27 protein-coding genes and 1 pseudogene are annotated in these 26,661 nt (G+C 52.4%); 19 read left to right on the forward strand and 9 right to left on the reverse strand.

Going from position 1 to position 26,661, the window contains the following annotated elements:
• Positions 1 to 100: 100 nt before the first annotated feature.
• The 5 genes from CBW65_RS09990 (at position 101) to CBW65_RS24180 (ending at position 4,743) form a co-directional block, all read left to right on the forward strand.
• Positions 101 to 1,792, forward strand: a complete 1,692-nt coding sequence (locus tag CBW65_RS09990) for a B12-binding domain-containing radical SAM protein (protein ID WP_157721866.1) — start codon at positions 101 to 103, stop codon at positions 1,790 to 1,792.
• Between the two features lie 19 nt (positions 1,793 to 1,811).
• Positions 1,812 to 3,077 carry an MFS transporter gene (locus CBW65_RS09995; RefSeq protein ID WP_087456664.1) on the forward strand — a complete coding sequence of 422 codons (1,266 nt, stop codon included), beginning with the start codon at positions 1,812 to 1,814 and terminating at the stop codon, positions 3,075 to 3,077.
• A 184-nt stretch (positions 3,078 to 3,261) separates the two neighbouring features.
• Complete coding sequence (locus CBW65_RS24175; RefSeq protein WP_157721867.1) at positions 3,262 to 3,414, forward strand: hypothetical protein; 153 nt, start codon at positions 3,262 to 3,264, stop codon at positions 3,412 to 3,414.
• Positions 3,415 to 3,855: 441 nt separating this feature from the next.
• Complete coding sequence (locus tag CBW65_RS10000) at positions 3,856 to 4,287, forward strand: hypothetical protein (RefSeq protein ID WP_087456665.1); 432 nt, start codon at positions 3,856 to 3,858, stop codon at positions 4,285 to 4,287.
• A gap of 15 nt (positions 4,288 to 4,302) precedes the next feature.
• Entirely contained in the window at positions 4,303 to 4,743 is a 441-nt protein-coding gene (locus CBW65_RS24180) for a hypothetical protein (protein WP_157721868.1), read from the forward strand.
• A 71-nt stretch (positions 4,744 to 4,814) separates the two neighbouring features.
• On the opposite strand, the gene CBW65_RS10005 is transcribed toward CBW65_RS24180, so the two are convergent.
• On the reverse strand, positions 4,815 to 6,071 hold the full coding sequence (locus CBW65_RS10005; RefSeq protein WP_157721869.1) for an ATP-grasp domain-containing protein: 1,257 nt from the start codon (positions 6,069 to 6,071) through the stop codon (positions 4,815 to 4,817).
• A gap of 567 nt (positions 6,072 to 6,638) precedes the next feature.
• Here CBW65_RS10005 and CBW65_RS10010 point away from each other — a divergent pair.
• The 8 genes from CBW65_RS10010 (at position 6,639) to CBW65_RS10045 (ending at position 11,632) form a co-directional block, all read left to right on the forward strand.
• Positions 6,639 to 7,811 (forward strand): helix-turn-helix domain-containing protein, encoded by a 1,173-nt coding sequence (locus CBW65_RS10010; RefSeq protein ID WP_157721870.1) that lies wholly within the window; start codon positions 6,639 to 6,641, stop codon positions 7,809 to 7,811.
• Positions 7,812 to 7,842: 31 nt separating this feature from the next.
• The gene (locus CBW65_RS10015) at positions 7,843 to 8,031 is read left to right on the forward strand and encodes a hypothetical protein (RefSeq protein ID WP_087456668.1); all 189 of its coding nucleotides are present in this window, start codon (positions 7,843 to 7,845) and stop codon (positions 8,029 to 8,031) included.
• Positions 8,032 to 8,462: 431 nt separating this feature from the next.
• The gene (locus tag CBW65_RS10020; protein WP_087456669.1) at positions 8,463 to 9,758 is read left to right on the forward strand and encodes a helix-turn-helix domain-containing protein; all 1,296 of its coding nucleotides are present in this window, start codon (positions 8,463 to 8,465) and stop codon (positions 9,756 to 9,758) included.
• The gene (locus CBW65_RS10025) at positions 9,755 to 9,976 is read left to right on the forward strand and encodes a helix-turn-helix transcriptional regulator (protein ID WP_232463477.1); all 222 of its coding nucleotides are present in this window, start codon (positions 9,755 to 9,757) and stop codon (positions 9,974 to 9,976) included. The genes CBW65_RS10020 and CBW65_RS10025 overlap by 4 nt, the downstream gene beginning before the upstream one ends.
• Positions 9,977 to 9,980: 4 nt before the next feature.
• Positions 9,981 to 10,511: a helix-turn-helix transcriptional regulator gene (locus CBW65_RS10030; RefSeq protein WP_087456670.1), complete on the forward strand. Its 531-nt coding sequence runs from the start codon at positions 9,981 to 9,983 to the stop codon at positions 10,509 to 10,511.
• Positions 10,512 to 10,736 (forward strand): hypothetical protein, encoded by a 225-nt coding sequence (locus CBW65_RS10035; protein WP_087456671.1) that lies wholly within the window; start codon positions 10,512 to 10,514, stop codon positions 10,734 to 10,736.
• The gene (locus tag CBW65_RS10040) at positions 10,736 to 11,377 is read left to right on the forward strand and encodes a helix-turn-helix domain-containing protein (protein WP_087456672.1); all 642 of its coding nucleotides are present in this window, start codon (positions 10,736 to 10,738) and stop codon (positions 11,375 to 11,377) included. The genes CBW65_RS10035 and CBW65_RS10040 overlap by 1 nt, the downstream gene beginning before the upstream one ends.
• Before the next feature lie 60 nt (positions 11,378 to 11,437).
• Entirely contained in the window at positions 11,438 to 11,632 is a 195-nt protein-coding gene (locus CBW65_RS10045) for a hypothetical protein (protein ID WP_087456673.1), read from the forward strand.
• A 134-nt stretch (positions 11,633 to 11,766) separates the two neighbouring features.
• Here the strand turns inward: CBW65_RS10045 and CBW65_RS10050 are convergent, their stop codons facing one another.
• The 4 genes and pseudogenes from CBW65_RS10050 to CBW65_RS10065 form a co-directional block, all read right to left on the reverse strand.
• A complete protein-coding gene (locus CBW65_RS10050; protein ID WP_087456674.1) occupies positions 11,767 to 12,192 on the reverse strand; it encodes a hypothetical protein in 426 nt (141 codons plus the stop codon).
• Positions 12,179 to 13,414: a hypothetical protein gene (locus CBW65_RS10055; RefSeq protein ID WP_087456675.1), complete on the reverse strand. Its 1,236-nt coding sequence runs from the start codon at positions 13,412 to 13,414 to the stop codon at positions 12,179 to 12,181. The genes CBW65_RS10050 and CBW65_RS10055 overlap by 14 nt, the downstream gene beginning before the upstream one ends.
• A gap of 158 nt (positions 13,415 to 13,572) precedes the next feature.
• Positions 13,573 to 15,165 (reverse strand): phosphoglycerate dehydrogenase, encoded by a 1,593-nt coding sequence (serA, locus tag CBW65_RS10060; RefSeq protein ID WP_087456676.1) that lies wholly within the window; start codon positions 15,163 to 15,165, stop codon positions 13,573 to 13,575.
• Positions 15,158 to 16,323: pseudogene (locus tag CBW65_RS10065) on the reverse strand (pyridoxal-phosphate-dependent aminotransferase family protein). Before CBW65_RS10065 ends, serA begins: the two are co-directional and overlap by 8 nt.
• A gap of 564 nt (positions 16,324 to 16,887) precedes the next feature.
• Here CBW65_RS10065 and liaF point away from each other — a divergent pair.
• Genes liaF through CBW65_RS10085 form a run of 4 tightly spaced genes read left to right on the forward strand, consistent with a single transcriptional unit; the run spans position 16,888 to position 19,812 of the window.
• The gene (gene liaF, locus CBW65_RS10070) at positions 16,888 to 17,652 is read left to right on the forward strand and encodes a cell wall-active antibiotics response protein LiaF (RefSeq protein ID WP_087456677.1); all 765 of its coding nucleotides are present in this window, start codon (positions 16,888 to 16,890) and stop codon (positions 17,650 to 17,652) included.
• A complete protein-coding gene (locus CBW65_RS10075; protein ID WP_087456678.1) occupies positions 17,627 to 18,721 on the forward strand; it encodes a HAMP domain-containing sensor histidine kinase in 1,095 nt (364 codons plus the stop codon). Before liaF ends, CBW65_RS10075 begins: the two co-directional genes overlap by 26 nt.
• 13 nt (positions 18,722 to 18,734) lie before the next feature.
• Positions 18,735 to 19,400, forward strand: coding sequence for a response regulator (locus CBW65_RS10080; RefSeq protein ID WP_087456679.1), 666 nt, complete (start codon positions 18,735 to 18,737; stop codon positions 19,398 to 19,400).
• A gap of 37 nt (positions 19,401 to 19,437) precedes the next feature.
• Positions 19,438 to 19,812, forward strand: a complete 375-nt coding sequence (locus CBW65_RS10085; RefSeq protein ID WP_157721871.1) for a sirohydrochlorin chelatase — start codon at positions 19,438 to 19,440, stop codon at positions 19,810 to 19,812.
• Here the strand turns inward: CBW65_RS10085 and CBW65_RS10090 are convergent.
• Positions 19,809 to 20,285 carry a Fur family transcriptional regulator gene (locus CBW65_RS10090; protein ID WP_087456681.1) on the reverse strand — a complete coding sequence of 159 codons (477 nt, stop codon included), beginning with the start codon at positions 20,283 to 20,285 and terminating at the stop codon, positions 19,809 to 19,811. The two genes, CBW65_RS10085 and CBW65_RS10090, sit on opposite strands and share 4 nt — an antisense overlap.
• Before the next feature lie 64 nt (positions 20,286 to 20,349).
• On the opposite strand from CBW65_RS10090, the gene CBW65_RS10095 reads away from it, so the two are divergent.
• Positions 20,350 to 21,528 carry an MFS transporter gene (locus CBW65_RS10095; protein WP_157721872.1) on the forward strand — a complete coding sequence of 393 codons (1,179 nt, stop codon included), beginning with the start codon at positions 20,350 to 20,352 and terminating at the stop codon, positions 21,526 to 21,528.
• A 90-nt stretch (positions 21,529 to 21,618) separates the two neighbouring features.
• Positions 21,619 to 22,617: a hypothetical protein gene (locus CBW65_RS10100; protein ID WP_087456683.1), complete on the forward strand. Its 999-nt coding sequence runs from the start codon at positions 21,619 to 21,621 to the stop codon at positions 22,615 to 22,617.
• 43 nt (positions 22,618 to 22,660) lie between these two features.
• Here the strand turns inward: CBW65_RS10100 and CBW65_RS10105 are convergent, their stop codons facing one another.
• The 3 genes from CBW65_RS10105 to CBW65_RS10115 all read right to left on the reverse strand — a co-directional run bounded on the left by CBW65_RS10105 (position 22,661) and on the right by CBW65_RS10115 (position 26,470).
• Positions 22,661 to 23,647 (reverse strand): Ig-like domain-containing protein, encoded by a 987-nt coding sequence (locus CBW65_RS10105; RefSeq protein ID WP_198299845.1) that lies wholly within the window; start codon positions 23,645 to 23,647, stop codon positions 22,661 to 22,663.
• Position 23,648: 1 nt separating this feature from the next.
• Complete coding sequence (locus CBW65_RS10110) at positions 23,649 to 24,164, reverse strand: RNA polymerase sigma factor (protein WP_087456685.1); 516 nt, start codon at positions 24,162 to 24,164, stop codon at positions 23,649 to 23,651.
• Between the two features lie 116 nt (positions 24,165 to 24,280).
• Positions 24,281 to 26,470, reverse strand: a complete 2,190-nt coding sequence (locus CBW65_RS10115) for an ATP-binding protein (protein WP_087456686.1) — start codon at positions 26,468 to 26,470, stop codon at positions 24,281 to 24,283.
• Between the last annotated feature and the right edge of the window lie 191 nt (positions 26,471 to 26,661).

The following is a 26,661-nucleotide window of genomic DNA, read 5'->3' on the forward strand; positions in this document are numbered from 1 at the left end:
CCTTTTCCTTTGTAAGATATGTATGGTGGTCATTATATCCGTCAACCATTGGACAGGCAACAGCGTCAGCTTTTGGTCATTTTCAATCGGCTGTAACACCATGGTTCAAGAAAAGGGCTATATTACTGTGGGGATTAATGTTACGTACTGTGCGCAGCTTCCCTTCGCTTTGTATATTGGACGAAAAATACGCGAAGCGTTCCCGGAGATGATGATCTTGTATGGAGGGACAGAGGTATCGGATGTCTGGAAATATCTATCGGATAGATCTAAATTCTTTGATATTTTTGATGCATCTGATGCGTGTGTTATCGGTGAGGGAGAAGCGGCATTTACGAGTTTGCTTGAAATGATTGAGGTGGATTCAAAGTTTTCTCCCATTTCTAATACTGTGTTTCATCCTAAGTACAACTTATCGGTTCCCGACCAACTTATACAATATCAATCCCTCCAAGACACTCCGACTCCTGATTTCAGTAAGCTGAATTGGAATTTATATTTGTCACCCCACCCCTATATCTACTATTCGCCTTCCCGTGGCTGTTATTGGAATAAATGTACCTTCTGTGACTATGGTTTGAACTTCGATTCGCCGACAAGCCCGTGGCGACAGCGTCCCCTTGAGAAAATCATCGAAGACCTTCGTGAACTTTCCAAGCAATTTAAACATATCTACTTTTCTGTCGATGTGCTTGCTCCAGCTATGCTTTTGCAATTAGCAGAACGATTAGTTGAGGAGAAAATCGATATTCGATGGGGGGCGGAAATTCGTTTAGAGCAGTACTGGTCGCTTGAGAGATGTCAATTGTTAAAGGCAAGTGGTTGTACTGACATTTCGGTTGGGTTTGAATCAGGAAATCAACGCATCTTGAACCTGATCAATAAGGGGACACAAGTGACACGGATTCAAGAAACCATTCAGAATTTCCATGATGCCGGCATTGGCGTTCAAGTGATGGGGTTCACTGGATTTCCGACCGAGAGCTTGGAAGATGGATTGGAATCGGTTCGCTTTCTTCATGAGCACCTTGATTCGTGGACTTTCGGAGGATTGGGGACATTTGTGTTGACTCCTGGGGCGATTGTTGCAAAAGAACCGTCAAGATTTGATATCTATAACGTCACCCCATATCAGGGCGAGGATATCGTGCGACAACTTTATTATGACAACCCAACCGGATTGAGCGAGTCAGATAAAAAGATAGTAGAAGAGGAGAAAAAGAAGCTGGTCAAAAATCATTTTGCCCGTCCTTGGGTAGGCGGTATCGACACAGGACATACCATGTTCTACCACGACCGTTATGGGCGACAGGTAGTCTCGATTATACATAAGGACGAGCAGATAAAAGATACTCAAGCGAGATACCGCTTGAACGGAGTTATTGCAGCAGACCTTATTTCGTTCCCAGTTCACTGTTTGTTTCGTGAAGGTGATTTAGACCAACTTCATGAGCAATTCAACCGCGAACAAAAAGGACTGCATCATCATGAAATTAAAAACTTACTTGCTGAGCGTGTAGTGAAACGAGCAGAGACGTCAATAGAACGGCGCAGATATTTCATCAAAAATGATGGTAACGTATATCCGTTTCCTGAAGCGATGATAGACTTCTTATCCTTTTTTGCAAATGGCAGCACACTAAGCAATTTGCTGGAGGCAGTTACCGAAGAAGAGAGAACGTTCTATGCGGAGCTTTGGGAATTTAGTATCTCTAAGCATTTCATTCGCCAAATGCAAGATAAAAATGAACAGCCTCATGTCGAGCGGGAACGAACATGCGTGAGTGGATAGCTGATAGGGAGGACCTAAGATGAATAGCTTGTTCACCGGGATGAATAGTTTGTTCACAAACCGCAATTTTCGTAATCTGTGGTGGGGGCAAACGATCTCTTATTTTGGCGATGTGGTGTTTAGTATTTCGATTTCTTGGTATGTTTTTGAGAAAACGGGCTCTTCGATGCATGTTGCGCTTCTATTGATCGCGGCCTTTTTGCCCGAAGTGCTGTTCGGTATGTTTCTTGGAGCACTGGCCGACCGGTGGGACCGGAAACGATTGATGCAACTATCCGACTTGTTCCAGTTCACGGCGACAGGATTGCTAGCGTTATCTTTCTGGCTGGGGTCGTTTCAATTGTGGCAGATCTACGCGGTGTCGATCTGTCTGTCCCTGGGGAACTCTCTGTTTTCAAGTGCTTTGACAGCGTGGTTGCCTGAAATGGTGGAACAAGAGCAACTGTTGCGTGCCAACTCACTCATGTCTACTTCCAAACAAATCAATCGTCTGGTTGGCGCTACGGTGGGGGGAGCTTTAGTTGCAGTAACGGGTGCGGTCGCAACGATTGCTATTGACTCGCTAACGTTTTTGATTTCCTTTGGATTTCTGCTGTTCGTGCGGGATCAAGGGAAAGTGATGAGATCAACAGATCAAACGGAGTTCTCAATATGGGAAGATATTAAAGTTGGACTAAGCTGGATCAGGAGGCAGCCCGTCATCCTTTTGCTGGTACTGATCGGCATGATCAGCAACATCGCACTTGGCCCAACGAACGTGCTTCCTCCGATGTACATTCAGGTAGAGCTTCAGGCGGATGCAAGTGCTTTGGGGATCTTTGACGCAGCCATCGGATTGGGATTGTTACTTGGCGGGATACTGGTCGGCGTGGTGTCTCCGAAAAGGATCGGAGTATGGTTTCTTGCCGGGCTGGGGCTGCAAGGCACCGGGATGTTGATTGTCTCGCAGGCGCCAACTTTGACAGGGGCGTGCATTGGGAACTTTTTGCTTGGTTTTGCTGTTATGATGGCGGCGTTGCCGCTTGGCACGATGATCCAAGTGCTCACCCCATCTGCCATGCGTGGTCGTGTCGGCAGTGTGATGTCGATCGGGCTGTCGATGGCGATTCCCATTACGTACGGCGGCATTGGAGCATTAGCTGGAGGGATCGGGTCGCGGGTGACTTATGTGCTGGGCGGTTGTTTGCTGTTGTGTTGTGTGGTGTTGGGATTGCTAAATGCCAAGTTGAGAGGGTATCGTTTATACGCTGCTGCAAGTGATGCACTGAGTGAAAAGCCGGCGTGAATGTTTTTGGTGTTTCGTTAGCAGGAGGACTCCTTTCAGTTAATTACAGAGTGTTACCTCGGTTGCAAATGTTGTAGTGCCCAAAACCAGGAGTATCAACAGACCTGACACTTTTGTAATCTTTAGTTTTAATTGTATCCGGGATAGTTTATTATGAGAGTAAACACTGAAGGGGGAATTTGGCATGAAATCGAAAATTGGGGCAATCATACTTGCAGGTCTATTGGCTTGCGGGGTGGGGTCCGTTATGCATGTGGCTAATGAAGCGCCTCCGCTTCCGATGACCAAAATTGCAAATGAAGCACCACCACTACCCATCGATGCATTTGTGGGCTAATTAGTGTGTTCAATTTCAAATGTAACGCTATTGCTGAAGAATCACAGCCTGCACTAGTTGCGGGCTTTTTTGTTTGCGATGTTGTTACAGCAGATGGGAAACCAGCAACTGACAGTGTTGCCTATCCAACGGTTGACGGAATTAATGACCACCATACATCTTTTTGGTTTTGTTTGATATGAAAACATTGTCCCGGCACGAAGACAATGTTTAGATGCTAGTAGGAGAGATCCATATCAAAAAGGGGGACGTAGCGTGCGTTTCCTTTTTCTCAATCGAAGATTCGGTTCACTTTTCGGATCGAGTCTTTTTCCGCACTTGGTGACTCGATTTATTTTGTTCTAATTAACAAACACAACGTAATGCATGATTCGTTGTATATGTTTCTTATTGTTAATTTTCCGTCGCATGTTACGATATAAATAAAAAGGAGTGTGTTCCTTGAAGACAAGGACGATGTTCTTTACGACTGCTTTCGTTTGTATTCTCACGGCGAGTCTACTTTTCAGCGCGATTCAATCTAAGGCATCAACCACGGCAGAACAAGAAGCAAGATATGCTGTAACGCAGTATATCCATGCGTTAAAGACAAGCGATGTTCAGGAAATTATGAAATACACCAAAGACCTTCGCTACCCCAATGAATCACGTAAAAAGCAAGCCTATACCAACATGGCGCAGGATCAGATTCTTTCTGATGTGCATCTGATTTCTTTCAAAAGAACTGACAACGATGAGATGATTGCTACTCTCCGTTTTGTCTCAAAAGTGGCCGGAACACATGAGCTGGATTATCCGGTCATCCAAGAAGAAAACGGAGATTGGAAAGTCCTTATCGAAGGAAAGGCCGTTACGAAAAATAATAAGAAGTAAGGAGTGCAGACACCAGTGTCTCTGATTAAAAAACTAAGTGCCACAGCAATCTTGTTGTCTGCACTATGTGTTTTTGCATCCCCAACTTACGCTGCAACCGCACTTTGCTATTACTCGTTCAATTCGCCTTGGGGTGCAGGTTCACTAACTAATTCTATTGAAGGCCCTGCCTTTGTTGTGAACAATACTGCCGGAGTTGTCAGCATCAAAGGATGGCAGGATACGCCATATTCCGGAACTCCAAATGTCTACTACGAACTCATGAGATCAGACTGGGGGTTTGACACGACGGTCGGCAGTACGACAATTCGCGGGGGTTACCCGCAAAGTTCATCTGCATTGTGGTATTATCATACGTTCACGGGAGTTCAAAAAGGAACAGAGTATTATATCAGAATGTCGTCTCGGTCCTCGACGGGAATGGATGGAGCGGGGAATGCTTACGATGGATATTAAAGAAGAGCGGTCTGTAAGACCGCTCTTTTCATTCGTACTGACGAAAAACCCACACTCGTTTAGATATTTCCTCATTCGACTTCTTCTGTCTGCTCATACATACATCTGCATGCCTCTGCGTAGCTCTTGGTGAGTTCGAAAGACTCCTGTTGCGTATCTGCCACAGCGATTACATAGCCAATGTCGAGATCGGATTTTTTATTTCCAGCCGAAACGCGCTGTTCTTTCCGAGTGAACTTGCTGGCCACAATACCTGGGGACACCTCTTTAGGAGGAATTACTTCTGTTACAGTCCCATGTTCCTTAGGAACGAGAAAATGAACGGTCGCACACTTTCCCTTTAGCAACTTCGGAAAATCCGGAAGTGCACGCCCTAGGTGCAAATCGAGCAGGGCTGCGGAGTTATCTCGTCCTTGCGCATATCGCACGAGTTCATTGATCATGCCGCCTGCCGGACGCGGGTTCACTTCCATCAAGGCTGGTACTCCGTTTGCAGTGATTTTAAACTCGACATGAGCGGCACTGTTCAAAAATTTCAGACTACCTAACCAAGAACGAATGACCGCCAGAACCGAGTCATCCATGTCGTTTCCGAATGAGTACGGGAACGAGTGGGCTACCTCAATGCAGTAGGGCAGGGTAATATATTTTTTCGTATAGCCGATCAATTGCCACAGCCCTGCTTTCGCGTCCCAGATCATCTCCGCACTGTACTCGTCGCCTTCAACATACTCCTCGATCAGTACTTTTCCAGCCCGCTTATATCCGCTCTTTTTTACTGTCTCCATCACCGAAATTGCTTGCATTGCTGCTTGAAAATCTTGTTTTGAATAACAAACGCGAACGCCGGTACTGCCGCTTTCGTCCAATGGCTTGACCACGCAAGGAAGTCCAAATGAAGGAAGTTGGTCAATCTCATCCGGCTCTCTGACTTCAAAAAGCACGGGCTGGCCTGCTCCCGAGACGTTTGTGAACATTCGGGTCTTCTCTTTGAATCGAACGTTCACCAGTCCATCGAGTCCCGTGTGAACCAAACCGTGTTGTGCGGCAACGATTGCAGCCTGAAATACATGGAAGTCATCAAAGGTCAGCACGGCGAGCGGTTGTTTATCCGCCATAAAATGCAAGAGTTTGATGACATCATTGGTATCGATTAGCGTACACTGATCGGCCGCTTCCATCGGATTCACATCGAAGCTTTGGTATTTCTCGGGTTGGCAAGTCAAAAAATGTGTGCTATATCCCAAACGTTTCGCTTGCAGAATGGCTGACAAGCCAGAACCCGAACTGTTGCTTTCAATGATAAAAACTTCGCCTTCGTAACTCACTGCCGCACCTCCGCTAGTTTTAGATGATTGGAAAGGGTACATGTGTACACTTGAATAAAACCAATATAATATGTTTCTTTTTATATATCAACAATTATTAATTTATATCGCTGTTTTAGTGATACTAAAAACTCGTTCTCTCTGCCTGAATGTTTTTCCGCAAATAAACAGGAGTATTTTTATGGTGTAAGTGATCCGTTCACTGATTTGGCTTATGCCCATCACGACTTCTGCTGCCGATCACGAACAGTTCTTGCTCACAGACACTGAGATCCTTTAGCAGTCAGGAATTTTCCAAAACGATATTGTCGCTCCTTTCTGATAAAAGATTAATCGAGACACCCCAAAAGTTTACATAGAAGCGGAAAATGTATTTTGTTTCCGAACTTCACTATGAATGATTTACACTAATGTGTTGTGTCCTTTTTATAAGTGTTACGCATAACACCTTGATTTACGTGCTTGTTGACAAATATTTTTCACAAGTGATAAACTTTAAATGGTATGTAGTGGTTATTAGTAATCGCTATAATGATCACCTACAATACTTGAAAGGGAGTGTGCATGATGTATGAAATAAATTCAGTCATCGCTCGTAATCTTCGCTTTTTGCGAGTTGAGCAAGGTCTTACCTATGAATATATCGCCAAGGTAGCTAATATGGGGAAATCTTCAGTTGAAGATATTGAGAAAATGAAGAAGCATCGGCCGATTAATCCGGATTTTGTCAATGGAATTGCAAAAGCGTTAGGTATAACACCAGACGTACTGAAGGAAGACAACGATGAGATTCGAATGCGAATCGACAACTTAAAAAAGGATATTGATGATGTCCAGTTCTCCGAGAATAAGTCACATCATAATATGGCTGCTATCCAAGGAGAAGCAATTCAACTTGTAGAACTCACTTCTAAACGCGGACCTTATGAACGAATCAATGCTCTTATGATGTTGGGCTACATCGAGTTTCTAAGCTCACGATTTGCCGATGCTCTTTCCAAGTTCCATCAAGCTTATCATATTGCTGAAGCTATCGAAGATAATGAGCAGAAGCATAAAACACGCCACAATATGGCCATGACGTACCTAAGCCAGGGAAACTACAACGAAGTGATAACAATTGTAATGGCAGACCTGAATGAAATTGTAGAATCCGCCTATCGCGCAAGAGATTTTTTTCTGTTAGGCACCGCATTTAAACAACTTCGGGCTTGGGGCAGGGCTACAGACTATCTAAAAACTGCGATTCATGAAATACATCGTTCTAGTCCAAATGGCAGCCCGTTTGAAGGGAGATGCTACCAGATTCTCGGTGATATTCAACGAATCAATGGGAACTATCGTGACTCGATGAATAACACAGAAACCGCAATTACCATGGCTCGAAAATTTTGCGATCTTTTGAACGAGATATATTCAATGCGAACTATGGCATTAACACTTTACAAATGCGGAAAAATCGATGAGGCGAAAAAGGCTTTACAAACGGCCAATCTGAAAGCTAGGGAGTACACCGTCGTTAACGATCTCGAGGTCGCCATTAACACTTTCCATATTGGTGAATTCGAAAAGGATTTTGCGACCGTCAAAAAAAGCATCTCTAAGATCGAACAATTCGAAACTCCTCCTCGAGACTTAGCACTAAAATACGAAACTGCCGCACGAATTGCTATGGAAATCGGTAGTTTTAAAGAAGGACAAGTTTTTTACGAAAAAGCTATAAAGATCTTAGCTGAATAGTTTATTATGGTATATAAAAGGGGGGGAAATGATGAAACTCAAAGCAATTCTATTGATCTTCTTGTTCTTGATCGGAATCACAGCAACTACCGGTTCAATTCTCGCAAACAATGTGCCACCAATCGGCTATAGTCAACCTGTGGCAAATAATGTGCCGCCAATTGGTTATATTGATGGACTGCTGCTGGCTAGTGAAGCGCCTCCGTTGCCACTGGGATAGCACCATACAAAAAAAGTGACCCACACGAATGTGGGTCACTTTTTTTGTAAGATCCGTATCGTTTCAGATAAGCATGTCCTCTGCTGAGATGATATGCGATCGGTATTTTTGCTGTTGACCAGACCGCGAGGGAAGCTCCACCGATTCCGAAAATCACCGGAAGTGCTCCTACACAAATTGCGGAGATTGCTCCGCCGATTGTTGGCAGTTCATTGATTGGCTAATAGGAGCGTAGAGCCTGCACGAGGTGTGGGCTCTTTTTTTTGTTCAAAGATATAAATACGATGACTTAAAAACGGAAATAAAACTCAGCTTCCGAGTTTAACCCAAACCCCTTTTTTTGAACCGATGTGCATGTTAATGTTTGTTCGTGGAGTAAATTAAGCATCGCGGAGATTAATAAAACTTATTTCAGAAAGGAGCGAACCCATATGCAAGACACCTCCCTTGGTCAACGCATCCGCAATCTGCGCCTGCAAAAAGGCTTCACACAGATCGAACTGGCGAAAGGCATTTGCACGCCGAGTATGATCTCGCAGATTGAGTCGGACCGGGCAAGACCTTCTTTCAAAGTCCTAAATGGTGTTGCGGAGCGTTTAGAAGTCCCGCTTGAAAAACTGCTCTCGAACGTGGACATGCATCTCGATGTTGTCAGCAACTACAAAATGGCTCGTGCTATGGTGGCGTCGGGAGAGTATACGTCGGCGATTCCGCTGTTGAATGGGCTGTCGGAAGCATCGCATGGGCAGCTTTCGATCAGTGAGGTTTTATACGATCTTGGTGTTTGTTATCTGAAGACGAATCAACTGGAGGCAGCTGACCAGACCTTCGATCAGGTGTTTGAACTCGCCGTTCTCCGTCAAGACCGACACCTGGCTGCGCGTGTGCTTTGGAATAGTGGTGTTCTGGAGTTGTATCGAAAGAAAAATCAACTCGCTGTATACAAACTTGAAAAAGCGCTTCGCGAGGCTGACGGTATAAAAGAAGTCGATGTGATGCTGACGGGGAGTATCCTCTACGACCTCGGGCGAGCCCATACTCAGTGTGGGGAACCTGACAAGGCGGTGAGCAGCTACGAGGAAGCAGGCAAGTATTTGGAAACCGCTTCAAATGTACGCGATTTAGCACATTTATATTTTGAACTAAGCAAGTCCTACAAACAGCTCGGGGATTTCGAAAAGGCAATCGCTTATTCAGATCGCGCAACCGTCCTTTTTGCGGGGATGGAGAACTTGATTTTAAAGACCAAAATCGAGTGCGAAACTGCTGTGCTGTTAGGGGAAGAAGGGCAACACACGTCAGCAATTGAGATGTTGCAAACGGGTCGTGCTCAATTTCTCGACTTTGGCGAGCGAGAAGAGGCCGGGACAGTTTGCTTGATGATTGGGAAGTTTCAAGTGCTGAGCGGAGAGTTGGAAGGTGCACAAGAATCATGTGAACAGGCGAGGCTGCTATTGCCTGACATTCCCTTACAACGGGGGCGTATCTGGAACCTCGCCGGTCAGATTGCTTTGAAGAAGAACGACCGGGACGAAGCAATCACCTGTTTTGAAAAAGCTGCAGACCTGCTCCAAAAAGCTGATGTGTTCTCAGCGTGGGAAGCTGTGATTCGAGAATTGGCAGAACTTTATGATGAAGTACAGGATTCGAAGCGTGCGTTTGAACTTATGGACGCAGCTCGAAAGATGGCGCAGATCGAGATGCGGCGTCGGGGGATCTCGTTGTGAGTGAGCTACTGCTACTTCAGCCGCGCACCGCTTTGATCCACGCGAGGAGGGCAAAAAAGCTGACCCAAGAACAGCTCGCGAATCGATGTGACATCACGAGGGCTTATCTAGCCAACATTGAACGAGGCAAACATGCACCGTCTTTGCGGACTGCATTTCGGATTGCAAATGTACTGGATTCGACGCTTGAACAGCTTTTTTCAACAGACAGGGAGTGAAAATGTGGAGAATCGTCGTCTTCCTAAGGAACAAATCAGCTATATCAGGTTGCCTGACGCAGATGATTTACAGAACGATATCATGCTGCCCGCCTTTGTGATTTCAGCTACGCAGGCTTTTGCGATCTGCGACAACCAGTTGGAGTTGTGCGTGATCAGCCCTACCCGCCAATCGAATGTATATGAAAGAGTTGCACTGGCCGATCCGATGTTTTATGTAGGAAATGATGAGCAGGTTGTGTTTTACGACCTGACTTCGATGACTTTTGCCGAGTTTGCCAAGAAGTACATGCACATGACCCTGCATGAAAAATGCAGGCACCACTTAATAGAAGCGCGATGGAAGCATCAGTTGACGGTCGAAGAAGTTGCAGGTCGAACTGGTATCACAGTTCACGATTATCTCCAGATCGAACATGGACTACAATCCCCATCTGTAGATGTTGCGCATTCCTTATCAAGGTTGCTTGGCTCTTCGATCGAACAACTCTTTTTTCCGCAAGAAGTAACGGTTTGGCTGGACGAGGTGAAGTAAATGATGGCAGACGTCGAATTGCAATTGTTGAAACAGTTTGAAGATACTCCAGAGTATAAGTCGGTGGTAAGGCGGATTCGCGAGTTGGAATCTGCCGTTAAAAACCGTGTCGATGAAGACTCTTGGGAATTGATCATGAAATGGGAAGAGTTGTGGGCTCAGTTGCTTGTGGCGCAGCAGAGAACGTTGCTTGCAGCGCCGGTTGTGCTTGAGGGCCTGTCTTAATGGAAGAAACGTTTGGAGAATTCCTGCGTGCAAGAAGGCAAGCCAAGGGAATGTCGATCCGTCAACTCGCGCTGTACGCAAACTGTTCCGACTCATATCTCTCTTTATTGGAGCGCGGGATTGCAGGCGGACGCGGACCAACACCAAATTTTTTACTGAAACTTTCGAAGGCGCTTCGTATCCCTCATGAGGTTTTGATGAGAAAAGCCGGTCACTGCACCGACCACCCCACCGAGGTGGTCACGGTTCCCTTTTTGCCGTTGCTTCGCGAGTGTCTCGCAGACAGCCTGGAGGATTTTGCTGAACGGACGGGTATATCTCTTGAGGAAATCCAGCACTTAGAGGAAAGCAAAGATGTAAGCGCAGAAACTGTGATGCTGATCTTCGACATGCTGTTTTGCAAACAACGCGCCTTTACACGCGGGCAACAGACGCTGCTCAATTTGGTGGAGAAGACGTTTCAAAAGGATTCGAAATTGAGTCCGCAGTTGGAGTCCTTGCTGACTTGGTTTTTCGAGGCGCAGGGAGCGCCCGCGGCCAAGGCGGAAGGTGCAGGATTGTTTACAGTGCTAATTTTCAAGAAGGAAGATTGGTGTGCGAAAAAAGCAAGAAGCGGCTCTTGTGCAGAGCTGTTTTTTTGATAGATTGGTGTTGCAGATAATCTGAAAGTCATAATACTGCCTAAGAAAGGCGTGAGGGAGATGGCGAAGAATCGCTTGAACAAACGCTCCACCATCACCATACCGAAAGCGATTGTGATGGATCAGGCGTGGTTTTGGAGCAAAGAGTGGCAGTCGAAGGAGCGCGAAGCAGAGGAAGACTTGCAGGCTGGCCGCGTGTCGGGGCCGTTCACTTCGATGGATGACATCAAAGCGAGACTCGATTCGTTGAAATAAACATGGCCGACCAGAAGCCGTTGATGTGGCTCGCACCTGCGGGCATCATGATAATGCGTTACAAAAACCATAACAAAAGCGGCTCTTGCACAGAGCCGCTTTTTCGCATCGATTTTTATACTGACACTTAGGGGTCACTGATAAAGTTCATCCAAGAACGCAGCGACTTTTTTATAGGTGTCCACGGGCAGCGTATAGTAATACGTCTTGTCTTGGTACTCAATCTTGCTGTAGCCGGTGTCGTTATTGATACACATCAGCCCAAGCGTTGTATCCTTGTTGAACAACAAAGTGTAGTCGGGCATGCACTTGACTTTCAGATTCTTGGCTTCCCAACGATCTGTTTCTAGAAGTCCCAGCAAGGTCTTGATCTCGCTTGGTTGTGTAAGGACGTGGACATCATTTACGCCTTTTACGACTTTGATTTCGTCAACTGGGCCATGCAAAACATCATTGGGCAGATTGCGTCCTTTATTCATGGTCAGCAGATACACCCCAATCAGGACGGCAACGATCAGCAGCAGAGATGTGACCAGTGCTGCCCGCTTACTGAACTTCATAGTAGTACGCTTCTTTTCCGAGCAAGTTCGTTCCGTCGATTTGATATTCGGTAAAGACTACGTAGTAATATTTCCCTTTTTCAAGATCCAAAACTTGTTTACCGGTTTGAGCCAGTTCCTTGTAATTCGCCTTGAGTTGCTTTTTCGCCAATTTCTTGGCATCGGAAATTTGAAGTTCCGAAACTTTCTCCGCGATTTTTGCCTTGGCCGGTTTGGTGTCGATTTTGTTGTTGTAGATCGCTTTGACTTGGTTGTTTTCAACCAAAGCCACAAATCCGCTGGTGGTGGTAAACTCACCAACCGTTTCGACAAGATCTACGACGGCCGAACCGGTGCCTTGATCGATCATGCTGATTTGATAATCCTCAGCGTGGAAAGACTTGTCGATGTTTGCCGCGATGTAGGAGAGAAGCTCGTCATACTGCGGGGAGACCGTATCGAATTGAATTGCGGTTTCCGGCACATGTTTCCGCTTCGCTTCATCCAACGCGACTTCGCTGAGTTCAGCAGTGGACGAATCTTTTGCATAGATGATCGGGATAATCTGGGAAGAGTTGCCGTAAATCTTCGCGTTCTTGACCAGGTTATCCGAGTAGGTGAAGGAGTTTGCATAATCGACCGCATTTTTCACCGTCGTGACGCCCGACACGAACTTCCCTGTATATCGTGCCAACCAGGAGGTGTGGGAGCCAGCTTCAATCGAATCCGGCCAGCCGACAGCTGTATTCGCCCCTTCGTCTACAGCAGTTTTGGTGATATTGCTGGTCCCCAGAGCGGTTTTACAGCCGGCAAAGGTGATCAGTTTGACACTGTTCATATCATAGCTTTGGATGCCGGCATATTTGTATCCGGTGGTGCTGTCAAGGTTATAGCCCATGTAGACACCTGTCATATAAGAGCCATCGTTTCCTTTATAGTTCCATGCCATGTTGTCATAGTTGGCATGTGCGCTGAAGAACAAGATTTCACTCTCCATGCGGGGGGTTCCGGTGTCAGGGTTGTTACCTCTCATATAGGTGACAGTCGGTGCGGTGTTGTAGTACGATTTGTATCCGGCAGACGCAAAGTTATTCGATGCCGTCGTGGCATCACCGCTGGTATCGATGTCGAACAGTCCGTAGTCAGTACCGATTGAATACGCATACTGATATGCAGATGCCCCGGTCGCTGTTGCGGCCAACAAACTGGCCCCCAGCACAAAAGAAGTGATCGCTTTTTTCATTATTTTCTCCCCTTTAAATTATCTAATATATTTACCTCTGTGTAGGTAAATATTACCAAGGAAATAAGGGTGTGTCAATAATGAAATTACTATTTTTATATTAATATAAAATAAAATAAAAGCGACTCTTGCACAGAGCCGCTTTTTTGCGTCCTTCCCTACACAGCCACTTCCCGTACCCTCTGAATCCCGCTCACATACTGGATCGCCTCGAACGTCTCTTCATCGAGCGACTTATCCACCGCCAGAATCATCAGCGCCATACCGCCCTGCGAACGGCGGGCGACTTGCATGGCGGCGATGTTGATGTCGGCGCGGCCGAGGAGGGTGCCGACTTTGCCGATCATGCCGGGCTGGTCGAGGTGCTCGGTCATCAGGAGCGTGCCTTCCGGGGCGAGGTCGACTTTGAAATCGTTGATCTGCACGATGCGCGGGCCGAGGTCGGCGATCAGCGTGCCGGCGATCGTCACATCCCCTTGGCTTGTCTGCACCGTCACCTGCAGCAGGTCGGCATAGAGATCATGGCGCGTCGTCTTCGTTTCCGTCAGCTGAATGCGATGCTGCTCCGCCAAAAACGGCGCGTTGACGTAGTTGACCTCCTCGCCGTGGTGATACCCGAGCAGCCCTTTCAGGATCGAACGGCTCAGCGGGTCGGTCTGCTTGTCGGCGAGCTTGCCCGCGAACGTCATCTCGATCTTCTGCACCGGCCCTTCCGCCAGCGCCGCCGCCAGACGGCCGGCTTTTTCGGCGAGGTCGAGGTACGGCGCAATCGTGCGCATCGCTTCATCCGACAACGACGGCAGGTTGACCGCATTCTTAAACGGCCGATCCCGCAGCAGTTGGAGCAGCTCACGTCCGACGTCGATCGCCACGTTGATCTGCGCTTCTTCGGTCGATGCGCCCAGATGCGGCGCAACCACCACGTTGTCGAAGCTCAGCAGCGGATTCTCCAGCGTGGCCGGCTCGCTTTCAAAAACGTCCAGCGCTGCGCCTGCCACCTTGCCGCTCTGCAACGCCTCGACCAGCGCCGCTTCGTCGATGATGCCGCCGCGGGCGCAGTTGAGCAGGCGCACACCCGGTTTCATACGGGCGAACTGGTCATGAGAGAGCAGATGTTTCGTCTCTTTGATCAAAGGCGTATGCACGGTGATAAAATCGGCCGCTTCGACGATCTCGTCGACCGACGCCATCACCACGCCCATCTTCTCGGCCCGCTCGCGGGTCAAAAACGGGTCGAACGCCAGCACCCGCATGTTAAACGCCATGGCCCGTTTGGCCACTTCCGAACCGATCCGGCCAAAGCCCAAGATGCCAAGCGTTTTGCTGTTCAGTTCCACGCCGACAAATGATTTGCGGTCCCACGCCCCGCCTTTCAGCTTGCCGTGCGCCTGCGGGATCTTGCGCGCCATGGCGAGCAGCATGGCGAAGGTGTGCTCGCAGGTGGAGATCGTGTTCCCGTCCGGCGCGTTGATCACGATCACGCCTTGCCGGGTCGCCGCCAGCACGTCGATGTTGTCGACGCCAACACCGGCCCGCCCGATCGCGCGGAGGTTGACGCCGGCCTGCAAGACTTCGACGGTGACTTGCGTTTGTGAACGGACGAGCAGCGCGTCATACCCGCCGATCACCTCAAGCAGCCCCCCAGGGGTCAAGTCGGTGCGAATGTCCACGTCCACTTCGGGGGCTTCGAGCAAAGCAGCCAGACCCTGCTCCGAAATCGGGTCGCTGACTAATACGCGGTAGTTAGCCATGGGAAACGACCTCCTTCTGCGTCAAAAAGACTTCCTGCGCCGCCCGCACACCCCGGCCGAGCACGACAGGCGCACCTGCCTGGAACAGCCCGATCTCCAACAGCGTCAAGGTCTGCAGCACATCGGCCGGCGAGCAGTATCCCATGTGGCCGATGCGGAAAATCTGGCCTTTCAAATGCTGCTGTCCGCCCGCGACGGCAAGGTTGAACTCGGTGCGCAGCGCCTTGCGCAGTTTCTCCACATCGAAGTCGCAGATGCCGACCGACGTCACGGTTGGCGAAGCGGCCTCATCGGTGGTGAACAACGGCAGTTCCAACGCTTTGATCGCGCTGCGGGTCATCTTTTGCAAGAGCAGATGGCGGTTGAAAATGTTCGAAAGCCCTTCCGCCTCGATCATCGTCAGCACTTCGGCCAGCCCGTAGATCAACGAAACGGCCGGGGTGTACGGCGTGGTGTTCGCCCGCACCTGCTTGCGGTAGGCGCGGAGGTCGAAGTAGAAGCGCGGAGCCTGGTTGCTCTCCACCGCAGCCCACGCTTTATCGCTCACGGCGAGAAATGTCAGTCCGGGCGGCAGCATCAGCGCTTTTTGCGAACCGGTGACGACGATGTCCAGCCCCCAGTCGTCCATCGGCAGGTCGACCGCACCGAGCGAAGACACGGCGTCGACGATCAGCAGGGCGTCGGTCTGTTGCACGCGCCGTGCGATCTGCTGGATCGGATGCAGGACGCCGGTCGATGTTTCGCAGTGCGTAGCGAAGACGGCCTTCACATCGGGGTGCTCGGCGAGGGTGGCGGCGACGAGCTCCGGGTCGATCTCCTCGCCCCATTTCGCTTCCACCTGCAGGACATTCGCCCCGTAGGCTTGGCAGATCTTCACAAAGCGTTCGCCAAAATTGCCTCCGCACAGCACCAGCGCTTTGTCGCCCGGCGAGACGACGTTGGCGACGGCCGCTTCCAGCCCGGCTGTACCGGACCCGGCGAGGATCAGCACGTCTTGGCGGGTCTGGAACACCAGTTTCAACCGCTCGGCCGTCTCGGCGAACAGACGGGAAAAATCTCCGCTGCGGTGTCCGGTGATCGGGCGGTTCATCGCGCGCTCCACCTGCGGGGGATCGGGGTCGGGCCTGGAATACGCAACAGCACTTGTTCGTGGAACATTTTATTTTCCTCCTCATCTCAGCCCATCGTAATGGGTCACAGCAAGTTAAAACAAAAAATCCTCCCATTCCTTTCCGCACATACACACACTGGTGTCTATGATGTGCAGAAAGGGACGAGAGGATTATGAAACTCCTTCGCGGTTCCACCCTTCTTCGCAGTTGGCTCGCGCACAACTGCCTCAGCAGGTCGCAACAGGGGCGCTGCCCCAATCGATTGCTACCCAGAACAAAGCCGATAACGGGGCCGTCCGTCTCTCCCTACTAATCCTGCCCGCCTCCACGAGGTCGAACGGCGTTCGGAAAAAATGCTCTGGAATGCTCGTCTCACTTCCCACGTACCGGTTCGCAGCCACCACCGGCTCTCTGAAACGCGAATAAGCGGACAATTCCTTCGTTGCGTTTTCGTATTTGGCTAAGATGTGAGTTATCTTATCACCCGAAAATAAAAAATACAATCCCTGTTTTTCTTTTGCACCTCCGTCTCATTCTCAGCCTGCAGACGGATGGAAACCTGCGCCGACCTGTCTTATACTTTGCTTAGAGATTGAGAGGGGCGAACGAGATGGCAAATCGCATGCTGGGAATTGTGCTGCTGGTAACCGGTTTTATATTTGTCGTGCCGAACTTTGACTGGTGGGAAGTCTGGACAGTCAAGCTGTCATTTTGGACGTTCTGGCCGTTGTATCTGATCATCTGGGGGGCAATCAACGTGATCGACAGCTTCCGCAAGCGGCGCCGGGCGGGCCTGTTTTCGCTGACGGTGATCGTGCTGGGGACGCTGCTGATCCTCGACCGCCTGCATGTCGCGTCGTTCTCGGCGTGGGCGCTGCCAGGCATCCTGATCCTGTTTGGGCTGATGCTGCTGTTTGGACGCCGCCCGAAAGGCAACGTGTCGATCATCCGCAATAGTCAGCAGGCCGAGGCGTATGTCGACGAGGTGACGCAGGAACTGAGCGGGGATGTCGCCGAGATTCGCGGCAAGATGGGCGATCTGTTCATCGGCGGGCCGCACTGGGAACTGAAAGATTCGGTGATCGAGCAAAAAGTCGGCTCGGTGCGCGTCGATCTCACCGAGACGACGATCCCGCTTGGGGAGACGGTGCTGGAAGTGGAATGCAAGATGGGCGATGTTTTCATATTGGTTCCGGAGGGGCTGCCCGTGACGGTGCAGGCGACCTGCCGGGTCGGTTCGCTCAGCCTGTTCCAGCAGATCAACAACGGCGGGGGCAAGCTCCATCATCAGAGCCCCGGCTATGAGGAAGCGGAGCGCAAAGTCCGCATCATCGCAGAAGTGAAGATCGGTGATCTCAGTGTCAAACGAGCGTGACGTGAAGTTTCGCAGCATCCGCTGGTCGATGTTGTTCGCCTATGTGCGGGCATCGGCAGCGGTTCTTGCTGTTTTCTCCGGGCTGGTCATGCTCGGAGCTTTGTTGTGGGATCTGTTTGCAACAAAACCGCTGCTGCCGGCCGACATCTGGACGGGCGGCTTGTTCACTGTGGTCTTCCTGGCTGCGCTGTTGTCGGTCGTGCTGGCCGGCGGCGTGTCCGGGTATGTGGAAGCGCGCTCGTTCCGGCGCAAGATGATCATTTTTCACGAAGCGACTCTGCTCTGGGCCAACGGTCGCCTCGGGCATCGCGTCGCCGTGCAGGAAGCGGACGATGAGATGGAGAATCTGGCAGGAGCGCTCAATCGGATGGCGGAGCGGTTGGAGGAACAAAAAAGCGCATTGGAGCGCCTCGTGGAGACGAACGAGCAGCTCTATCAGCAGGCGTCCGGAATCGCCGTGCTGGAAGAGCGGGCGCGTTTGTCGCGGGAGCTGCATGACTCGGTGTCGCAGCAGCTGTTCGCCTTGGGCATGACGGCAGGCGCGGCAAGCAAGCTGATGCAGGTGGACGTGGAACGCGCGCGTCCGCTGGTGGCGCAGACCGAAGAGATGGCGGCGAAAGCGCAGGCGGAAATGCGCGCCTTGCTGCTGCAACTGCGCCCGGTGGAGCTGGAAGGAAGATCGCTCGCCGAGGCGCTGGAGCGCTTTTTGCAAGATGTCTGCCCGCGCCATGCGATCCGCTATGACCTCGATGTGGAGCAGGAGAGCGGGCTGTCGGAAGGCTTGGAGTCGCACCTGTTCCGCATCGTGCAGGAAGCGGTGTCCAATGTGATCCGCCACGCCTCCGCCCAGACGCTGCAAGTGCGTTTGGTCAAAGAAGAAGACGATCTGGTCGCGCTGATCGTGCGCGATGACGGGGTGGGATTTGACACGAAGTCGGAGCGGGACGGCTCGTTTGGGCTGCACGGCATCCGCGAGCGCGCCTTGGAGATCGGCGGGAGATGTGAAGTGCGCTCCTCGCCCGGCACGGGGACGGAAGTGCGCGTGAGTGTGCAGCGCTTGAAGCGATAGGAGGGATGGAACGATGGGGACTCACATACGCATTGTATTGGTCGATGACCACGACATGGTGCGGCAAGGGATTCGCACCTATCTGCTGACCGAAGCGGACATCGAAGTGGTCGGCGAGGCGAGTTCCGGCGCAGGTGCGGCCGAACTGGTGCAGGAGCTGGAGCCGGATCTCGTGCTGATGGACCTCGTGATGCCGGGGATGGACGGCGTGGCGGCGACCCGCGAAGTGCTGCGCGTGCGCCCGGAGACGAAAGTGCTGGTCCTGACCTCGTTTGTCGAAGATGACAAAGTCCTGCCCGCCCTCGAAGCGGGCGCGTCGGGGTATCTGCTGAAAACGGTGCTCGGCGACGAACTGGTCGGGGCGATCCGCAAAGTCTTTGCCGGCGAAACGGTGCTCGAACCGGCCGCCGCCGCGAAGATGCTGGCGGCACTCCAGAAGCCAAAAGGTCTGGAGACGGGCAAGTTCGAAGCGCTGACCGAGCGCGAGCAGGACGTGCTGCGTTTGCTCGCAGAAGGGCTGACCAATCAGGCGATCGGCGAAACTTTATATATCGGCATCAAGACGGTGAAGACGCATGTCAGCAACATCCTTGCCAAGCTTGGCGTAGAAGACCGCACCCAAGCGGCGATCTATGCTTTGAAAAACGGGCTGGTGGAAGCGGACGCGAAAAAAGAGTAAGATGGACGGAAAGGATGGGCAAAAGGAGGCAGCAGAGATGAACAGCAGAGGAATTTTGCTCGTCGCTCACGGGAGCATCGTGCCGGGCGCAGAAGGAGATGTGGAGCAGTTGGCCGCATTTTTGAAAAAAGCGACCGGGGTGCAGACGGTGGAAATCGGCTACCTCGACTACACACAACCGTCCATTAGAGATGCAGCAGAGGTCTGTACAGCCCAAGGCTTGACAGACCTTTTGGTGGTGCCTTATTTTCTGACAGATGGATATTTATGCAAAAAAGCGCTTCGGCAGGTGCGGGAAGCGCTTCGTGGAACGGCTGTGAATGTGCAGGAAGCCAGGCCGCTGGGCGGCGCGCCTGAACTGGTCGACGCGATGCTCGACGCGGTGCAGCGCGCAGACTCGCAGCAACCTTAGTGGCAGTCGCCGCACTGGCCGAAGATCTCGAAGCGGTGCGACTCGATCTGGAACCCGCGCGGCGCAGTGATGCCGAGGGCGTCCATCGGGCAGCCTTCGACCAGCTCCGTCTTGCCGCAGACCGTGCAGATGTAATGGTGGTGGTGATGGTTGTTCGTGTCGCAGGTGATGCGGTATTTGCTGCCGCCGTCGCCAAACGTCGATTCTTCGATGATGCCTTCGTCTTGCAGCAGGCGCAGATTGCGGTATACAGTATCGAAAGAGAGGCGCGGGAATACTTCCTGCATCCGCTCCAAAAGTTCTTTGGCTGAGATGTAACGGTCTTCTCCAAGCAGGATGTCGACGATCATCTGACGCTTGCCGGTCAGTTTGAAGCCTTGTTCTTTCAAGCGCTCCAAGAACTTGTCCTTGGCAGCTTGCAGACTGTGGTCATGGCGATGATCGTGAGCCTGCGGATGGTCTTTTTCCGACATGGCAGGGACACTCCTTTCCCAACTTCACTCTATTATAGCACAACAGAAAGGGTGTTAGATTCCGGTGGAACAACAGCTGCGTGCGGTCGGTGCCGCGACGGGCAAGCTTCGGCTGCTCGGGAGCTATTATTTCTTCTTTTTTATCGCGTTTGGCGCGCTTTATACGATGCTGCCTTTATTTCTCGAAGGCAAGGGCTTAAGCAAGCAGCAGGCATCGTCGATCATGGCGGTCGGGCCGGTCGTCACCGTGCTCTTCCAGCCGATCTGGGGGATGATCTGCGACCGCTACAACGCCCAGCGCAAAGTCCTGATCGGCACGCTGATCGCTGCGGCGACGATCGGGCTGATCTACTCGTTTGGCGACACCTATCTGCTGTATCTGGTTCTGTTCGCCGGCATGGCTTTGTTCCATTCGTCGGGCGTGCCGATCCTTGACTCGATTTCGCTCTCGTATACGCAAAAGCACGGCGGCGATTACGGTTCGCTGCGGCTGTGGGGCGCGATCGGCTTTGCGGTGGCTTCCTGGGGCGCCGGGGCGATCGCCGAAGCGACCGATCTGTCGGTGATTTTTTATATTTATGCAGCGGCGATGTTTGTCTGCATCTTCCTCACCAATGGGCTGCCGCAGGAGAGCACGCCGCTTGCGGGGAACATGCTGCACGGGGTGAAGCGGCTGTTTTTCATCCCGCGCTATCTGCTGTTGATGCTCTCGACGTTTCTCGTGTTTGGCGTGATCCAGGCGAACAACGCCTTGTATGGATTCTTCTACATGGCGATCGGCGGAACGGTCGCCGGGGTCGGGCTGTCCTTTTTGATCGCGGCAGGCTCAGAAGCGCCGGTGATGCGCTTCGCCGGAAAGCTGATCAGGCGGTACGGGATGATCCCCGTGCTGATCATCGCGGCCACCGTGTCGTCGATGCGCTGGATCTTCTACGGCACGGAGCCGTCGGCGGTGCTGGTGATGTGGCTGTTGTTCATGCAAGGCATCTCGGTCGGGCTGTACCTCCCGGCTGCGGCGCAGCTGGTGCGCGAGGTGTCGCCGCCGGAGATTCAAGTCACGGCGCTTGGCATCTACTCGGCGGTTGGACATGGGCTGGGCGCGATGACGTGGACGATGGTCGGCGGCGTGCTGGCCGACAAGTATGACATTTTCACCACTTACCAGTTGCTCGGGATCGTCTCTTGGCTCGGCGTCGGGGTGCTGGTGACCTTATACTTTGTAAACAAAAGGCAACGGAGCTGATCCGTTGCCTTTTTTTGGTTGACGATTGGAAAGTTATGTATAATAATATAAACGCATAATAAAAACATTAGAGAAATGGGAGGGTTTTAGATGAACAAAACGTTAAAGCGTCTGGCGATGCTCGGGGCGGTTGCCGCTGTGACTTTGTCGCCGCTGTCGGTGTCTGCTGCACAGGACAAGCAGTATGATCCGTGGCTGGACAAGTCGGTGCTGCATTATCTGACCAACTCCGCCGATGCCAAGCTGTTGCATGACGTGGAAGAGCTGCAGGCGGCCGTCGGGCTGACCGATGCGGAAGTGTCGGCGCTGCGCGGCATCGCCAACGAGGAATACAGCGGGCTGATGCATTTGAAAGGCATGTCTGACGTGTATGTGAAAGACAAGTCGCTGAAGCACGAAGAGAAAGTCAAAAAGGTCGAAGCGATGAACTACAACGGCCGCCACAACGCGATCCTCGCGCAGACCGATGCGAAAGTGCACGCGCTGCTCGGCGGACGCTACAAGGCGTTCCGTGACTATATCAACAGCTGGTGGGCGGAGGATGTGAAGTTCCGCCACGCCGAAAAGCGCGGTCAGATCAACCAGCAGGAATACGGCTACAACGGCCTGCTGCCGGAAGCGCGCGCGGTGAGCACCGTGTACTCGTGGGCGACCCAGTACAATCCGAACACGGCAGGCAAAGTCGAAGTGGCGCTGCCGGATAAGCAGCTCAAGTTTGCCAACCTCGGCTGGGCGACCACCTACACCAACCCGCCGTACACGGTGACGGTGAAAAATGAAAGCAACGGCACGATCCGCTCCGGCCTGCGCGTCGACGAAGTGGGCCCGTGGAACCAGGATGACAACTACTGGGATGCCAACCCGCGCCGGATCTACTCCATGCTGAAGTACACCTCGGCGTGGCTCGATCCGGGCTTCGAGGAAGCGTACATGGCTTATACGGAGAACTACAACAGCGGCTACGACCAGTTCAACCGCAAAGTGGCGAACAAGGCGGGGATCGACATGTCGATCGAAGCGGCGAAGCTGCTGGGCTTCTCGTATCTGCAAAACGGCTGGGTGACGACGACGGTGACCGATCTGCCGTAGGGGAAGAAAAAGGCCGCTGCCGAAGCAGTGGCCTTTTTATATCTTACTCGTAAAAGTCGACTTGGGTGGTGAACCATGCGCCGTGCTGGTCTTGCTGCACCAGTTTCTCGACAGTAGCCAGCGCATATCCCGTGCCGTCTTTTTTGTCGAAGCGGACGAGCGCTTTCGTGCTGCCCGCTTCGATCACAGCCGGCGGGCCGTACTCCTGCGGGGAGAGGATGCCGCCGGTAAACAGATCGTCCATCGCGGCGTGGTCGGCGACGAGGCGTCCGGGCTGTGCGCCGTTGTTGACCTGCTCCTGTACGGGACGCGCCGTTTCTGACGTCCATTTGCCGAGCGGTTGTGTTTTGACCAGTTTGAACTCCTGCGCAGGCTCCTGCGGCGCGGGAGCCTTGTCACCGCTAAACGTGTCAAAGTGGATCACAAACGGCTCTTTCAGCGCAAATCCCTGCGCGTCTTTTGCTGTTTTGGCGATGGAGATCGTATAGGAAGCGTTTGGCTTCAGTCCAGCTGGAAACCACAGCTGCAAGGTCTTGCCGTCCTCCTGCCAGTCGAACAGGACATCGGTGTCCGGTTCGATCGTCAGCGCTTCCTGCACAAAATAGCGTTGCATCGGCTCCGAGAACTTGAGCGTAATCGGGGTGTCGGGCGCTGTGGGCACATTTTTCGCGCCGTCGGGCTGTGAGGCGTAGACCACCGTCGGGGTCGTCAGGTTGAAGTAGGACACTCCGCCCAGACCCAGCGCGAGGATCACGGCTGCAGCCGTCGCGATTTTGGTAAACGGCCGAAACGGACGGCGCTGCTGCTTGGGGAGGATCAGAGGCGGCTCCTGTACAGCGGACACTTCGAGTTCCGGCGGGGCAAAGCCCGGCAGTTCGCGGAACATCTTGCTGATGTCTTGGAAGTCGGCCAGCATCGCCCGGCACTGTGCACAGCTTTTCAAATGCAGGTCGGCCTGCGCCCGCTCGCTTTTGGATAGCATGTCATCGAGATAAGATGACAAAGTGCGTGCATCGAGATGTGTGTTCATCTTAGATCCCTCCGTTTTCATGGCTGAGCAGTTTGCGAAGCGAGATGCGGGCGCGGTAGATGATCGTCTTGACCGCATTTTCCGAGCAGCCGATCGTCTCGGCGATTTCCAAGTAGGAAGCGCCTTCCCGTTCGCGCAGCAGGAGCGCCGCCCGGGCCCGCGGTGGCAACTGGCCCAGCGCCTGCTGGAACTCGCGGAACATCTCCGCTTCCAACAGCGCCGCTTCCGGCGTGTCCGCCGCGCCTGCGACCGGCTCAGGGGCGTCTTCCAGCGCCAGCGCCTGCTTGTTGCGCCGTTTGCGCCACTGATCGACAAACAGGCGGTACCCGGTCTGAAACAGCCAGGGTTTGATCGAGGACAGCGTGTGCTGGTGCTCGTAATATTTCAGGAACGTCTCCTGAAACAGATCATTGGCGTCATGTGCATTCCCCGTCAACCGCAGCAAAAAGTTATACAGCGCGACCCGATGCGCATGATATGTTTCCTCAAAATGCCCTTGGGGCAGAGGCGAGGACATCGAACCATCATCCTTTCGATTGCGGCTTCTTACTCTTTCAGACGCAGAAAACGGTCAAAAGTGTCGCTTGCGGCAAGAAAAAAGCCACGGAAGCTGTCCGTGGCTCTGAAAGCGGTCTATTGAAAGAATTGCGGCACTTTGATCGTAAACGTCGTGCCGGCGCCCAGTTCGCTCTGGACGTAGAGGGAGCCGCCATGCGACTCGATGATTTTTTTGCAGACGGGCAGACCAAGGCCGGTGCCCATCGCTTTGGTGGTGAAGAACGGCTCGAAGATGCGGGTCAATTGCTCCGGCGCGATCCCGACGCCGTTGTCGGTGACGGTGAGCAGGTAGTGGCCCTGTTCGTTTTGCAGGCGCAGGTGGATCAGCCCTTCGCCGCCTTCCAAGGCGTCAAAGGCGTTGCGCACGAGGTTGATCAGCACTTGCTTCAGCTCGCGGGCGATGCCGCGGATGTGGCAGTCTTCGGCGAGTTCCAGCGACAGGTTGACGCCGCGATAGTTCGCTTCGCCTTCCAAGAGCATGAAGGTGTCGCGCACCAGCTCCGTCAGGTGGATCGGCTCCCACTCCGGCTGCGGCGTGCGCGCCATGCTCAGGTATTCGCTGAGGATCGTGTTCATCCGGTCGATCTCGGTCGTCATCACGTCGAGATACTTGCGGTGCGTATCGCCGGTGATCTGCGAGGAGAGCAGCTGCAGGAACCCGCGCACCGAGGTCATCGGGTTGCGCACCTCATGGGCGATCGTCGCCGCCATCTGCACGTAGTTGGTGTGCTGGTCGACGCGCTGCGACAGGTCCTCCCACTCGCGGTACAACGTCTTGTCTTTGATCAGGATCATACAGCCGTCGGCCGATGACGTGTATGCGTTGAGGATCGGGAAGAAATCAAAATCCAGATCGTACTCGCGCCCGTGGATCAGCGCCTGAATGTTGGAACTGTGCATGCGCATGCCTGTGGACAGCGCTTTGTGCAGCGGTTCGCACAAGACTTGACTGTGGTCATCCAACTCCCAGGGCAGCGCCTCCGACAGCTTTTTCCCGAGCAGATCGTGCTCGTTGCAGGAGAAGAGGCGGGAGACGGACGGGTTGATGTATTCGATCTCCTTGTCCTCGTTGATCAAGAGCACGCTCATCGGGATCGCGTTAAACAAATAGTGAATCTTCTGCTCCTGCCGGTCGAGCGCGATCTCTTCCGACAAGTTGCGCACATACAGGAAATAGCCTAACGGTTTGCCTTCGTCTTCCGGCAAACTGCGCAGCGTCGCGGCAAACGGAATCTCCTGGCCGTTGCTGTGCCGGATGACGCCAAGGCAGTTGTCGATCTGCACTTGCTTCTCGACAAGGTCGGAGATGTAGGAGCCGTCCGCCAGTTGGTAACAGCTGCGCCAGTCCTCGACCGACATCGTCTCCAGCTCTTCCTGGGTGCGTCCGAGCAGACGGCGCAGCGATGGATTGGCATAGGTGATCTTCGCATTCACATCGAGCATCAGGATTCCGAGCGGCAGATGTTCGAGCACATGCCGTTTCTGGAGCCGGGCGAACTCGACGAAGCGGATCGCTTTCTGGAACTCGGCGGGAAGCTTCTTGAGCAGAGTCAGTTTGCGGTCGACATCGGCGGTCGAGACGGAGCTCCAGGTCAGCCCTTTCAGCCACTTCGTCACATTGTCGAGTTCGCGCATCAAGGTGGATTCGCGGCGGTATTCGCCGACCGCCGCAACAAACAGCACGAGCAGTGCCAGCCCGCAGATGATCAAGCCGTACAGCCAGATGGTGCGGGTTTCGCCGTGGACGGAAGCGGCCGTCTGGTTGACGGAGATCAGGGCGACTTTTTTGCCGTCCACTTCCAAGACGTTGATATAGTTATAGATCGGCTGTTTGCGAATCTCGTTTTGGACCGAATAATAGCCGGGCTGGCCGGACTGATAGGCCCGGACGGCCTCTGCGGAGATCGTGACTTTTTTGTCGAGGCTGCTGCCATTCATCGCCGAACGCGGGGAGAAAGCGACATTGCGCTCCTGATCGGGCAGATAGATCGAGGCGCCGAGGTTGCCTTGCTCTTCGAGGATCTTTTGATCGAGCATCGGCTGCAGCAACTCTTCCAGCTTGGCGTTGTCACGGGCCAGAAACGCCGCTTTCGCCGCTGCGTTGTTGCGAATATCGTTTTCGAGAATTTGCGCGACCAGTCCAAGCTTGTTGCGGTTCTCTTCATGGACAGCATCTATGGCGACCTGGACGAGAAACCAGGTAGTCAGCAGGATCAACAAAGCGGGCAGCAGGTATTTCCAGGTGTAAAGCGCTTTTCGGTTCATCGAGTTCCCTCTTTTTATGGATAGTTGTTCCAGCTGGATTTATATGAAACACTTTATGAGCTATGTAATTATTCTATTAGCAAAGATGGGCTCTTTATGAGTTCTTTGGTACGATTGCCAAATCCTTTATTTGCCCCGAATTCATTACTTTCCAAAAGGATTTTCGGGCATCGCTGCCGAATCTTTTACCT

Origin of the sequence: Tumebacillus avium, assembly GCF_002162355.1 — a bacterium.
Taxonomy (GTDB): domain Bacteria; phylum Bacillota; class Bacilli; order Tumebacillales; family Tumebacillaceae; genus Tumebacillus_A; species Tumebacillus_A avium.